Origin of the sequence: Paenibacillus albiflavus, from assembly GCF_004344915.1 — a bacterium.
GTDB classification, from domain to species: Bacteria; Bacillota; Bacilli; order Paenibacillales; family NBRC-103111; genus Paenibacillus_AM; species Paenibacillus_AM albiflavus.
In genome coordinates, this window is the sequence record NZ_SKFG01000002.1 from 223,322 (window position 1) to 236,288 (window position 12,967).

At 40.6% G+C, this 12,967-nt stretch carries 11 protein-coding genes; 9 read left to right on the top strand and 2 right to left on the bottom strand.

The window, feature by feature from the left end; all coding sequences use genetic code 11:
* Nucleotides 1–61: 61 nt before the first annotated feature.
* Nucleotides 62–508, bottom strand: a complete 447-nt coding sequence (locus E0485_RS04215; RefSeq protein ID WP_132416715.1) for an Lrp/AsnC family transcriptional regulator — start codon at nt 506–508, stop codon at nt 62–64.
* 138 nt (nt 509–646) lie between these two features.
* Between E0485_RS04215 and E0485_RS04220 the strand changes: the two genes are divergently transcribed.
* The 5 genes from E0485_RS04220 to E0485_RS04240 all read left to right on the top strand — a co-directional run bounded on the left by E0485_RS04220 (nt 647) and on the right by E0485_RS04240 (nt 6,378).
* A complete protein-coding gene (locus E0485_RS04220; RefSeq protein WP_132416716.1) occupies nt 647–1,231 on the top strand; it encodes a DJ-1/PfpI family protein in 585 nt (194 codons plus the stop codon).
* Between the two features lie 52 nt (nt 1,232–1,283).
* A complete protein-coding gene (locus tag E0485_RS04225) occupies nt 1,284–2,807 on the top strand; it encodes an MDR family MFS transporter (RefSeq protein ID WP_132416717.1) in 1,524 nt (507 codons plus the stop codon).
* A 942-nt stretch (nt 2,808–3,749) separates the two neighbouring features.
* Nucleotides 3,750–4,673, top strand: a complete 924-nt coding sequence (locus E0485_RS04230; protein WP_132416718.1) for a tyrosine-type recombinase/integrase — start codon at nt 3,750–3,752, stop codon at nt 4,671–4,673.
* 54 nt (nt 4,674–4,727) lie between these two features.
* On the top strand, nt 4,728–5,231 hold the full coding sequence (locus E0485_RS04235) for a sigma-70 family RNA polymerase sigma factor (protein WP_132416719.1): 504 nt from the start codon (nt 4,728–4,730) through the stop codon (nt 5,229–5,231).
* The gene (locus E0485_RS04240) at nt 5,224–6,378 is read left to right on the top strand and encodes an anti-sigma factor (RefSeq protein WP_132416720.1); all 1,155 of its coding nucleotides are present in this window, start codon (nt 5,224–5,226) and stop codon (nt 6,376–6,378) included. Before E0485_RS04235 ends, E0485_RS04240 begins: the two co-directional genes overlap by 8 nt.
* Before the next feature lie 80 nt (nt 6,379–6,458).
* Here E0485_RS04240 and E0485_RS04245 read toward each other — a convergent pair whose 3' ends face one another.
* On the bottom strand, nt 6,459–7,667 hold the full coding sequence (locus E0485_RS04245) for an MFS transporter (protein ID WP_132416721.1): 1,209 nt from the start codon (nt 7,665–7,667) through the stop codon (nt 6,459–6,461).
* A 209-nt stretch (nt 7,668–7,876) separates the two neighbouring features.
* On the opposite strand from E0485_RS04245, the gene E0485_RS04250 reads away from it, so the two are divergent.
* The 4 genes from E0485_RS04250 (at nt 7,877) to E0485_RS04265 (ending at nt 12,655) form a co-directional block, all read left to right on the top strand.
* The gene (locus E0485_RS04250) at nt 7,877–8,644 is read left to right on the top strand and encodes an energy-coupling factor transporter transmembrane component T family protein (RefSeq protein ID WP_165921070.1); all 768 of its coding nucleotides are present in this window, start codon (nt 7,877–7,879) and stop codon (nt 8,642–8,644) included.
* Between the two features lie 22 nt (nt 8,645–8,666).
* Nucleotides 8,667–9,245 carry an ECF transporter S component gene (locus tag E0485_RS04255; RefSeq protein WP_132416723.1) on the top strand — a complete coding sequence of 193 codons (579 nt, stop codon included), beginning with the start codon at nt 8,667–8,669 and terminating at the stop codon, nt 9,243–9,245.
* Between the two features lie 3 nt (nt 9,246–9,248).
* Entirely contained in the window at nt 9,249–10,730 is a 1,482-nt protein-coding gene (locus E0485_RS04260; RefSeq protein ID WP_132416724.1) for an ABC transporter ATP-binding protein, read from the top strand.
* 77 nt (nt 10,731–10,807) lie between these two features.
* On the top strand, nt 10,808–12,655 hold the full coding sequence (locus tag E0485_RS04265; protein ID WP_132416725.1) for an LTA synthase family protein: 1,848 nt from the start codon (nt 10,808–10,810) through the stop codon (nt 12,653–12,655).
* Nucleotides 12,656–12,967: the final 312 nt, after the last annotated feature.

Sequence of the window (12,967 nt, forward strand, 5' to 3'; positions counted from 1 at the left end):
ACTTCCGATATGGCCACAGATTGAAGCTGAGAAACAAGCTAGAGTTGTCGAACAAATTAAGTCAGCCTTGATTTAAGAGCTTGTCTGTAAGTTTAATTTGCATGTTTTCTTGTGAAGAGAGCACGATGTTTGTTGATGGACTGCCATATTTCATGGATTCATCGATAAATTTCTCCAACGTATGGACAGATTCCGTGCATACCTTGGCGATGTAGCTGATTTGACCTGCAACACGATAACATTCCAGAACATCAGGATGGTTTTCACAGAATGCATACAATTCTTTGCACTTTGTCGTCTCAAATAAAACGATAGCTGTTATCGCTTTATCTAATTTCTCGGGATCAATGAGGGTCTGATAGCCTTTGATGGTCCCGTTCTCTTCGAGTTTCTTCACTCGTTCAATCACTGCTGGAGAAGATAAGAATACTTTGCTCGCAAGCTCCTTCATGGATATTTTGGCATTGAGCTGTAATTCACGCATAATTTGATAATCGATTGCGTCCATGCGATCACTCTCCTTTGATAATTAATAATTATTGATCAATTACCTTATGAAGTAAAGAGAAAAAGAAGAAATACCTAAGTAACCATATGCATTTCAGACATTGTGTTATTTATAATTTGCTAAAAAGGAGATGATGAGATGAAGAAGATCTTATTACTTTTGGCAAATGGGTTCGAAGCAGTGGAAGCAAGCGTGTTTACGGATGTTCTCGGGTGGAACAAGCTGGAAGGTGACGGAACGACAGAAGTTGTGACTGCTGGGATACATCCTCAACTAACATGTACTTGGAACTTCACAGTCCTGCCTGAGAAGCTGGTTGATGAACTGGATTTAACTGAATTCGATGCACTTGCAATACCGGGTGGTTTTGAGGAAGCTGGTTTCTATGTGGATGCATATGATGAACGATTCTTGAATGTCATCCGACATTTTGATGATAACCATAAACCGATAGCAAGTGTATGCGTGGCTGCACTTTCTCTTGGCAAAAGTGGAATATTAAAAGGTAAAAAAGCGACTACTTACGATCACCCGACAAGTATACGTAGAGCACAACTGCAACAATACGGTGCGCTAGTGCAGAATGAACTAGTCGTGGAAGATGGGCGTATTGTGACTTCTGCGAACCCAGCAACAGCATTCCAAGTTGCGTTTCTTCTATTAGAAAAGCTAACGTCTTCATCTAACACGAACAAAGTAAAAGAACTTATGGGTTTTATTTGAATATTAATTGGCAATTCTGTTATGATTTGTTTCGAAGGGAGGGAACCTCTATATGGATAAAGGAAAAAGTAAATTGGGTTTCGTAATTACAGCGCTATTGTTAGGTATTCTAATGTCCGCAATGGACAATACAATTGTTGCTGCCGCGATGGGAACCATCGTATCTGAGTTAGGCGGGTTGGACAAATTCGTATGGGTGACCTCTGCATATTTGATTGCAAGTGCTGCTGGTATGCCGATCTTCGGCAAGCTATCTGATATGTACGGTCGTAAACGGTTTTTCATCTTTGGAGTTATCGTTTTCCTCATAGGCTCCATCCTATGCGGTACAGCAGAAACGATCGTTCAGTTAAGTATTTACCGTGCGATCCAAGGTATTGGCGGTGGAGCGCTTATGCCAATCGCTTTTACGATTGTATTCGATATCTTTCCGCCAGAAAAACGTGGGAAAGTAGCAGGTTTATTCGGGGCTGTATTCGGCACATCGAACCTCTTTGGTCCATTGCTTGGTGCCTACATAACAGAATACTATCACTGGAGTGGAATATTCTATGTAAACGTACCAATTGGAATCGTTGTTCTCGTACTCATTTCGTTGTATTATCATGAGTCGATGGAGCACTCCAAGCAACGAATCGATTGGTGGGGAGCGGGAACGCTGGTCACTGCGGTTGTATCCCTAATGTTTGCATTAGAATTTGGCGGAACAACCTTTGCATGGGATTCATGGGTTATCATCGGTCTATTTGTATTGTTTGTGGTATGCACAACCTTGTTTATTCTGATTGAGCGCAAGGTTGCAGAACCGATTATATCGTTCGAAATGTTCGCCAGAAGATTGTTTGCATCCAGTACTTTAGCTGGACTATGTTATGGCGCGGCATTCATCACTGCGGCAGTCTACATTCCGATTTATGTTCAAGGTGTATTGGGTGGTTCAGCGACAAACTCGGGACTTATTTTGCTGCCAATGACTCTGGCTTCCGTTGTAGCGAGTCAAACAGGTGGCTTCCTTACAACAAAGCTCAGCTTCCGCAATATTATGATTATCTCTGCAATCATTTTTATTTCGGGAATCAGCTTGCTCAGTATGATAACACCTGAAACAAGTCGAACAACACTAACGATGTATATGTTAATTACAGGCTTTGGTGTTGGCTTCTCATTCTCCGTGCTTAGTATGTCTGCAATTCACAATATGGAGATGAGACAGCGCGGATCTGCTAACTCAACGATGTCATTCGTCAGAACGATCGGTATGACACTGGGGATTACCATCTTCGGTATACTGCAAAGAAACAGTTTCTCAGGGAAGATGACAGATGCATTTGCGGGTAGTGGTGCCTCATTCGCTGGTGATTCAGGTAATGCACGTGAAATTTTATCTCAAGCGAATCGAGCCAAGATGCCACCAGAAATTTTGACGAAAATCATCAATGCATTATCTTCTTCAATTGCTCAAACCTTCTTCTGGGCTATCGTTCCGGCAGTATTGGCATTCATCTTTGTCCTAATGATGGGCAATGAACGTGTTAAAGCGCCACTTAAAGTCAAAAAACCATCCGTTCAAGAGTAACCTGAGATAGAGGGGGAGAGGTAATTTCAGAAGCTAAGATTACATCATTGGCTTTGGTTATTGAATATCGTAACCTCAATTGTTGGCATATTCTTAACTAAACCGAACATATATACCAAGCTCAATCAAGGAATGGAAGGTTTTGGTACGACGATTCCAAACTATTTGCTCCCTCTTTTTGCAGCGATAATGATCTTCGCAGTCGAAAGACTACGCAATCGTTTATCAGATCAGCTTATCAATGTCATCCATCTCCTTTGTTGGGTCTCGATCATCTTCCTCATTTGGATGAATCTAGCGTAAATATACGTTCAACGAGTCTAGAACTTTTTCTAGGCTCGTTTTTTTATGTTTCGACCGATTTTTAATGCTTACTTCCTCTTTTTTGCCACTTGGTAATAAATGTTTCCTTTCTTCCTCTTTTATGAAAATAAAACTGAGTCCATTTTCATTCCTGTTTTTTACAAAATGTAAATTAATATATTTTTAGTAAAATTAATCTTTAAATATATATTTATAGCTTAATTTGTATATTATATATTTAATAGAATATTAATCTAAATTTAAATAAAAATTATAATAATATATAAATTTTAACTTATAAAGTATATTTTGTATTTTTTGAACTATATCAAAAAAATGTAAAAAATGAATTGAGGAAAATTTCAGCAGTTTGATGTTAGTGATCAATAGGGTGAGGACTAAAATATTAGATCCTAGAGTTGAAAAAGAGGGAAGAAGAGGTATCATGAAGCTACCAAAACGTGGTTTGGGCAGAATCGATCGAATAAATAGGCGGATTTGATGTTAATTTGCATCGATTATGCTATAATTTGAGGTATAAAAACAGCGTGAAATACATATTTCACGCTGTTTAATCTCAGAACGACGAAATCAACTCGAATCAACCGTGATTACAGCCAGGAGGTAGGAGAATACGAGATGAATATGGGTTATATTGAGGATAACGAGCGATATGTACATACATTCCATATATGGATGGAAGATGCAGGGTATACGAATTCTACACAAAAAGCCTATTTACATACGATTAATCATTTTTTAGAACAAATGGATAAGTCGGTTATAAATGTTACAAAGTTAGATATTATGTCATATCTTACAGATGCACGTAAAAATGGATGTAACGATACAACAAGGAATCGAAAACTGTTCGCGATCCGTTCCTTTTATAAGGGACTTAAGGATATGGAAGTGCTGAAAGAGAACCCTGCAGCAGAGGTTAAGCTATCCAAGACAGAGTGCAATCATCTGCCTGTTTATTTGGAAGAGAAGAGCCTGAAAACCTTTCTCCAGCAGGTTAGTGGCGCTTATAGCTCTCGCAATATTGCGATCTTCTTATTGATGGCGTATGCAGGGCTGCGGGTGGGTGAGGTTCATCGCTTGAATGTGAGTGATTTTTTTGCAAGTCGCAATAGTCTTCATGTCAGTGGTAAAGGCCGCAAATGGCGTGCAGTCCCTTTGCCAGAGGCATTATCGGACATGCTTCAGCAAGTATTAGAGGAACGCCGTGACCCGAATCGGAGTGTGGAAACCGCGCTTTTTATCTCGCAAAAAGGGTATCGATTATCGATCAGACAAATTCAGACGATTGCACAGCAAACGTTCGAAAAGCTGCAAGCAGAGGACGAATCTTTGCGTGATTTGAAGCTGTCTTGCCATAAATTAAGACATTCTTTTGCAACTTTACTGCTCAAACAAGGTACGGATATTCGGGTTGTAAAGGAATTAATGGGACATGAGTCAATTGAAACCACAATGATTTATACGCATGTTAGCGATAATCAGAAAGAAGCAGCGATGCAAGCGATTAAGTTACCCAAAATTAAATTAAACTCGGAATAAATATGTTGTAACTTTTGCTTTTCTCATACGTGGATAGGATGAAGGGGGGAGTAGATGAAACGAGACACTATTGATGCGATTTATCGATCGTACATTCAAGATATCTACCGTTATTTACTCTTCTTGAGTCATGATCATCATACAGCAGAGGATTTGATGCAGGAAACGTTCTATCGAGCTTATTTATACCTTGAAGATTGTAAAGAGGATCGAATTAAGCCGTGGCTTTTCAAGGTTGCCTATCATGTGTTTGTTGATGATAAGCGGAAGGGACGTAGACAATCCGTTGTAAATCAGGAGTTCTTTATGAGGCTCGCTGATGAGCATAACACAGAGGAATCGCTGATCAAACAAGAATTCTGGGCGGAATTGCGTCAAGTTGTCGCAAAACTGCCAGAGAGTCAGCAGCATGCGCTCTTATTATATGAGGATCATGAATTATCATATCAGGAAGCGTCGGATATTATGGGGATTAGTCTTGCTCATTACAAAATACTGCTGTTTCGTGCAAGACAACAATTAAGGCAGTATAGAGAGAAGGTGGATAAAGATGAGTGAAGATTTCAAAAACAAGCTCAATCGTTATACGGAAGGCCAGATGTCAGATGAAGAGAAGCTGGCAATGGAGCAAGAGCTGGAGAAGCTGGAAATTTATCAGCAATATATTGATACGCAATTAGGTGGAGAACAACAGCAGACAAGCTCGTCAAGTAATAAGAAGGAAAGTGCAATTATTCGAAAAGGAAAGTGGAAAGCGCGTCTACATAGCGCCATGACGGTCATTTCACTATTAATCATATTCTCGGTGTTCAGTGGTATTGTCACAACGGTCTTCTACCAATGGGGGGATCGTAGTGAGATCTATGCAGAAGTCGTTAAATCTGCGATTTCAGTGACACAGCCAAATGTGAGAGTAAATGGTGTAGGTATTAATAGTGGCATATTCTATCGAATGAACTTACATGGGGAGATCGTTAAGCAAATTGGGAATTCTAATTTGACGATTGGACAGTATTCGCAATCTTTCTTATTTGGCCTGCCTGGACTCTTTGAAGCAACCTATTATAATGAGAAAAAAACGTCTAACATTGTTCCATTTCAAATGCCTAATACATCAAATAACAAAAACTCGGGAGACTGGTCCATTCTGGAAAAATTGCCTGAAGGGACGGTATCTGAAGTGTATTTATCACTTGATCAGTTATATACAACCGATGAATTATTGTCTAAGCTTGAGCCAGTAAATGATATAACACCGCTATGGTTCGCAGCAGATGTCGGTGCATTGGAACGAGAAGGTGGATACATTGATGAGTCGATTGGATTTCCTTACTTTCCTCAATGGCTAAGTAATGAATGGACGTTATTAGAATCGACAACGACGAAGACGGGGCTGTTTACTTCAATGACCTCAAGTTCTCGTCAATCCCCGACACTACAAGCATACGGCAGTGGCGATATACGCGACCAGCATTTCATGAATACCCTTCGATTATTGCAGCAATATAAGCGAATTGCGAATAACGTGTCGCATAGTGACTTGCGAAACATCGATGATAACATCCAATATCTAGAGAAAAACGGTGTTAAACTGTATGGTGTTGTGGTCACAGGTCCAACCAAAGAAATATTGAAATTAAAGGATTTACAGTGGATTTCGGTCATGCGAATGGGCGAAGCTCGGTTGTGGAATATCAGTAATTAGTAATGAAATAGCTAACAAAAAAAGTGAAGGAAAGCTTAAATAGCAGCCCTTCACTTTTTTTATTATCGATCAATGCTAATTTAGTGACCAACAGTTGTACTCTTGGATCTGTTGTTTCTTAGGTCCTGCAATCGTATTGTGCCGGCGGTTATAAGCAGCAATATCCCGTTTAGGATAAATACGACTGGAATCGATACAAATCCCGCTAATCCACCACCAACGATGGGGCCAGTCAATGTACCTAACTGAGTGAAGGATTGATTCAAGCTGAACGCTCGACCTCTAAAATCAGGAGTAGTCGCGCGTACGATCAAGGCGTTGAGCGACGGATATACGGCTGCAAAGAACAGACCATAGACGAATCTCAGAACACCAAAAGCAATGAGATTATGGAAGAAGAATTGCAATACATTACCGATACCACCGCCAAGCAAGCCGATCATAAGTGTTTTGCGAAAGCCAATTTTGGCTCCAATCTTACCCCACTGTGGTGCAGCTAGTACCGTGGCAATCCCGACAGCCGAGAAGATAATCCCTGAGCTGAGTGAAGCATCCTCATGGGACACGCCCATATCGAGTACATAGAGACTGAGCAGCGGCTCTATCAGCATGATCGACGCGCTAATAACCATTACCGTGATCAATTGATTGAAAAGTGGACGATTCCTGGATGCCTGCTTCAGATCATCGATGACATGTGAGCGAACACGATTGCGGTCAAACTTCTCTTCTTTAATACCGAATAAAGCGATGAAGGCTGAGATGAGAACGACTGCACCAGATAGCATGAATGTTGTCCGATATCCAAAATAACCACTCATAATCCCGCCAACCATTGGGCCAATAATATTGCCTGATGCGCTTGCTGTTGCCATGATGCCAAGGGCGTAGCCGACTTTATTCTCAGGTGTATTCGTTCCCACAAGTGCAATTGCTGCAGGAACATAGCCTGCAAGCAAGCCAGATAGAATCCTTACTGCAATCAATTCGTAAGGATTCTGCACAAACGAAGTGAGAATATAGATCGCACATAAAGCGAAGCCAGAACGCAGCAGCATCGGTTTACGACCATACTTGTCAGCCAATGAACCCCAGAAGGGAGCAATCAAAGCGCTTGCCAGGAACGTAATACCGAAGGAAAGGCCTGACCATAGGGTCAAATGTGACTCTACATGAAGGTCATTGCTGATAAAGAGCGAGAGGAACGGGACCGACATCGAGAACGCCATACTACAGAAGAAAACACCTGTCCATAGTACAAATAAGTTTCTTTTCCATAATAATTCCATCTCTTCACTTCCACAATTATGACTTAAAATTATTGATATCTAAATATTCTAACATGTTAATTTCATAAATTGAACCTTTTTGCTCGATTTTGTATTGTTAACCTAAGCATTATTTAATTGTTAACCTAATATAAATATTTATGGTTGACAATTAATTTGTTTTCAACGATACTAAAAAAGGCACAAATGAGATGGGAGAAAAACGGGATATGATCTATCAATATAAAGCTGGTCAATCGTTCTTTCATGGGCTCGATCCAATCACCAAGTTTGGATGGTTAATAGGCGTTTCCCTATTAGCCTTGCTATTTGATACCGGCTTAACGCAGCTTATTCTATTGGCGGTTATTATGATCATGGGAAGAACGCTAGCAGGTTTAACTTGGCATGAAATGTGGAGGGGGATGCGGATTCCTTTTTGGTTTGGATTGCCATATTTCTTGTTACAATTGTTATTCCTACCTGGGGATTCTGTTCTGTATCAAATAGGTTCATTCCACTTAACAATTGAAGCAATCGATTATGCGGCTGCAATCACACTTCGATTCGTGACGCTTGTACTCGCATCGTTGCTGTATATTATCTCTACAGACCCAAGACATGTCGTGCTAGCCTTGGCTCAGAAGCTTAAGGTTCCCTATCGTTTTGCTTTTGCGATCAGTATTGCGCTTCGATTCTTGCCCATTCTAGAAGCGGAAGCAGCTACGATACAGTCAGCTCAGCGGATGAGAGGGCTTAGCATGCCAACAGGATGGATCGATAAGTTCTATTGGTGGAAGAGCTTTGTGATTGCGATCTTTATCCATGCAGTAAGACGTGTTGGCCAAATCGCAGATGGGATGGATATGAAGGGGTTTGGAGCTTATCCGGATCGTACATATGTACACATGCTTGAAGTGACAAAGAAAGGAATTGTGTTCGTTGCAATAAGCGGACTCATCACTTTAATGGCAATCATCGTTTGGATTTTATATTAAGGAAGTAAGGGAGTAAATCAGAATGAATAATAAGAAATTTTTTACAACGCTTGATATCGTATTAATGGCATTACTCGCAGTAGGGAACGGGATTTTGACGAATTATTTAGCTTTTGTTAATAAGTCTTTGACTACATTAGGGGGACCTATTGCAACTTCTACAATTGTTGGTTTGTACATGATCTACGGTGTACTTGCGATGTATATTATTCGTAAGCCTGGAGCTGCCGCAATAACGTACTTGATTGGAGCTATTATACAGAGCTTGCTTGGCATTAGTTACGGTATGGCTTCTGCATTTATCGCAGCAGGGTGCTATGCAGTCATGGTTGAGCTCATCTATTTATTGTTCCGTTACAAAAATTGGGGTTATCTAAGCATATCGCTCGCAAGCTTGTTTGCAGTTCCGCTATGGTTTGTATTTGCGGCTAATATGTACGGTTATTATAAATGGGATATCGAAATTCTGATCATTGCTTTTATTGTTAGATGTATTAGTGGGGTCATTCTTTGTGGCTGGTTAAGTAAGTGGATTGGAGATGCGATGGCGAAAACAGGTATGCTGAAGCGTTTTGCTATCGGTAAGCGAAGAGAGGTGTAATTTGTGGAGGAGACTGCTATCATCCAGTTTCATCACGTCAATTATACTTTTGAAGAAGAGCAGAGTCCGTTTATGTGCGATCTTAACTTTCAGATTAAGCAAGGAGAATGGGTATCTGTTGTAGGGGAGAGCGGCTCGGGCAAGTCGACACTTTGTCAGCTCATAGCTGGAACGAAGCCAGCGGATACGAGTCAAGATGGTGGGATATGGATCAATGGCAAGCAGAGGACAGAGATGGAGACAGAGCGAGAACATGCGATTGGCATGGTTATGCAAGACCCTGATGCGCAGATCATTCAATCCTTAGTGGAAGATGAACTTGCTTTTGGTCCAGAAAATTTGCGTGTTGAGCGAAATGAGATTCTAAACCGCATTGAATCAGCCTTATCGGAAGTCGGCTTGTCCGAATATCGCCTGCATTCAACGAATGAACTATCTGGTGGTCAAAAGCAGCGAATCGCTATTGCCTCTGTCCTTACAATGAATCCCAACATTCTCATATTGGATGATGCGATTGCAAGCCTAGATCGTCCAGCAATCGAACAGTTTCGAGAGACTTTGTTGAAGCTTAAGAGACAAGGGCTAACGATTATTAACGCTTCAACCCGATTAGATCCGTTAGATCAGGAACATGGAGATCGACTTATTGTACTTGAACAGGGGCGAATTATTGCGAATGGCCCCACTCCGTCGGTAATGATATCGTTTAAGGAGAAATTGATTCGATTCGGCTGTATCCCTGACAATCTAGCAGAGAATACGCAAGTTATTTCAGAGCAGATGAAAGCTGATGATCGATTGCCATTGCTAGAAATCAAGAATTTAACTTATCAGTATCCTGTAAAAGGAAAGCAAGATCTGCATCAAAAGCCATTGCTTAATGGCATTAACTATCAGCTGTATGCAGGTGAACTTGTCGCTTTAGTAGGGGCGAACGGATCAGGCAAAACGACGCTCGGCAAGCTGATCGCTGGTCTGCTTCCTGCACCACAAGACAGCATTTGGCTTCATGGTCAAGAAAAATCAACTTACTCGACGCATGAATTTGCACGGAAAATCGGGTATGTATTCCAGAATCCTGAGCATCAATTTATCGCAGATACACTGTTAGAAGAATGTGTCTTTGGTTTGAAAATAGCACAAGGATATAAGCCATGGCAGTTAACGCCTGCTTCCATACTTGCTGAAGGTGAACGGGTTCTGGCTGAATTTGGACTGCTGGCTTATAAACATAAGCATCCCTTTGTCTTAAGTAAAGGTGAACAGCGTTTGCTAAGCGTTGCGTCTGCGATTTTGTTACAGCCAGAGCTGATTCTATTAGATGAACCGACAGCAGGGCTGGATTATGCAAGCATGACGCGCTTGATGGAGTGGTGTACTGATTATAAGAAGCAAGGTCATAGTATTCTGATGATTACACATGATTTGGAATATATAAACTCTTGGTTAACGCATACTTGGAAAATAGAGAATTATGTCAGTTAAGGTCAAATTTTGTCGATAAATTTTAAGCCTCTCTTAAGGTTCATACGTTAGTATGGTCTACGGGAGGTTTTTTTATTATGTCTAAATCACAAATAAAGTGGTGGAGCAGACCTTTTATTGTCTTTACTATTTTATTGTTCATTAAGATGTCTGTCAGCCATTCTATTATTTTTAAAACCGTAACTGATTTCAAAGTTGTTTTTACTGCATTGCCTATCATTATGGCAATTTTATTATTGTTAGAGCTATTGATGCGCAAACATAAATTGCTAGGTTATATGCTTGTGAATCTCGTAATATCCTGTATCCTTTTCATTACGATGATGTATAACAAGTATTATGGTGTGATCGTAACTCACCACGCGCTTCAACAGATGGGGCAGGTTGGTGAAGTCAAATCGAGTATTATGGATGTGCTCGATCCCATGTATTTTTTTGTTTTCGCAGATTTGATCGTGCTTGTCCTTGTATTGCTGTTCAGCAGCAAATTACGTAAATGGGGTCTGCCGCGATTGCAGTTTAAACGCAGCATTACATTGATTGGTTTTGTTGCAGCCATAGCTTTGCTTGTAACTAATATGGTTATGCACAAAGATATTGTAAATGAGTTCAAAAAAGCAGAAGAAATGGGCACGCTGAACTATCAGGTGTATCGAATCGTTAAAGATACCATTTTGCCACAAGGCAAATCTGAAACGATAACACAGCAAGATATTTTGGATGTCAAAAATGTGCAGTTGCCTGATTCACCAGAAAAATATGGAGTAGCGGCGGGTAAGAATTTGATTATTATCCAGCTTGAATCATTCCAGAATTTACTGTTGAATGAGAAGGTAGGTGACCAGGAAATCACGCCTGTGCTCAATGATCTAATGAAGCAATCTTATTATTTCCCAAATTTCTATCAGCAGATTGGTCAGGGGAATACATCGGATGCTGAGTACCTGATTAACACATCTTTATATCCATCTCCTGATGGGGCCGCATCGCAGACATACAGTGATAAGGCGCTTCCGAGTCTACCAAAAATCATGCATGATAATAACTACCAATCCTTAACGTTCCATGCAAATGACGTATCGTTCTGGAATCGTAATCAGCTATATCCAGCGCTTGGGTTTGATCATTATTATGATAAATCATTTTTCGGAGATGAGGATGTTATTAGCTTTGCTGCTTCTGATGAAGTTCTTTATAAGAAAACGGCCGAAGAGCTCAAGCGTCTGCATGATGAGGATCAGAAATTCTACGCGCATGTCATTTCACTGACGAATCATCATCCGTTTGAACTGCCAGCTTCTAAGAATCCAATTCAGCTGCCAGCGGAATATGATAACACGCTAGTCGGTAATTATTATCGTACCGCGCATTATACGGACTATGCATTAGGGTTATTTATCGATCAGCTTAAGGAGTCAGGAGTCTGGGATGATAGTATTGTTGTCATTTATGGCGATCATTTTGGTTTACCGCTAAACTCCTTATCCGATCATGAGAAAGAGATGTTGAGCGATCGAGTTGGCAAGGAATACAGTAAAGCCGACATGTTTAACATTCCACTGATTATTTCGATTCCTGGTGTTACAGATGGCACTGTATATGAACAGCTTGGCGGTCAGGTTGACGTAATGCCTACAATTGCTAATTTGATGGGGATCTCACTGAAAGATCACATTTACTTTGGTCAAGACTTGTTCAATAATCAAGATAATTTATTGCCAGAGCGGTATTATCTGCCTACAGGTTCGTTCCTTACAACCGGATCGATGTTTGTTCCAGGGAAAGATTTTGCAGATGGAGAAAATACGAAATTAAAACCGGACTCCACGATTCCATCGAATCAAAAGATGGAAGTAGATTATGCAAAAGCCCTTAAACTGCTTCAAATGTCGGACGATTACGTTAAGAGCTTGCCTGCCAGGTAAAGAAGCTCTCGGTTGGAAAAAAATAGTTGCTATTTTCGTTCCTTTCGTGTAGAGTATGGATAATTTAAACACAAATAATGCGATTATCAAGGATATAAGCTTATGGATGGTTTGTTCAGAGAGGGAGCCCTTGTTCTGTAAGGCACCCCGAACCGCTATATCGCTTCCCACCTTGTAGCTGCAATGGGGAACTTGTCTTGACTATCCATTGCCGGGGAAACACCTCGTTAACGAAATTGAGATGATTGCTTCTATTTCATGATGCAATTCAATATAGGGTGGTACCACGAACACATTCGTCCCTGACGAATG

Excerpts from the sequence above, each read along its gene's own strand:
- E0485_RS04215 (WP_132416715.1), bottom strand. The coding sequence starts at position 508 with ATGGACGCAATCGATTATCAAATTATGCGTGAATTACAGCTCAATGCC.
- E0485_RS04220 (WP_132416716.1), top strand. The coding sequence starts at position 647 with ATGAAGAAGATCTTATTACTTTTGGCAAATGGGTTCGAAGCAGTGGAA.
- E0485_RS04225 (WP_132416717.1), top strand. The coding sequence starts at position 1,284 with ATGGATAAAGGAAAAAGTAAATTGGGTTTCGTAATTACAGCGCTATTG.
- E0485_RS04230 (WP_132416718.1), top strand. The coding sequence starts at position 3,750 with ATGAATATGGGTTATATTGAGGATAACGAGCGATATGTACATACATTC.
- E0485_RS04235 (WP_132416719.1), top strand. The coding sequence starts at position 4,728 with ATGAAACGAGACACTATTGATGCGATTTATCGATCGTACATTCAAGAT.
- E0485_RS04240 (WP_132416720.1), top strand. The coding sequence starts at position 5,224 with ATGAGTGAAGATTTCAAAAACAAGCTCAATCGTTATACGGAAGGCCAG.
- E0485_RS04245 (WP_132416721.1), bottom strand. The coding sequence starts at position 7,667 with ATGGAATTATTATGGAAAAGAAACTTATTTGTACTATGGACAGGTGTT.
- E0485_RS04250 (WP_165921070.1), top strand. The coding sequence starts at position 7,877 with ATGATCTATCAATATAAAGCTGGTCAATCGTTCTTTCATGGGCTCGAT.
- E0485_RS04255 (WP_132416723.1), top strand. The coding sequence starts at position 8,667 with ATGAATAATAAGAAATTTTTTACAACGCTTGATATCGTATTAATGGCA.
- E0485_RS04265 (WP_132416725.1), top strand. The coding sequence starts at position 10,808 with ATGTCTAAATCACAAATAAAGTGGTGGAGCAGACCTTTTATTGTCTTT.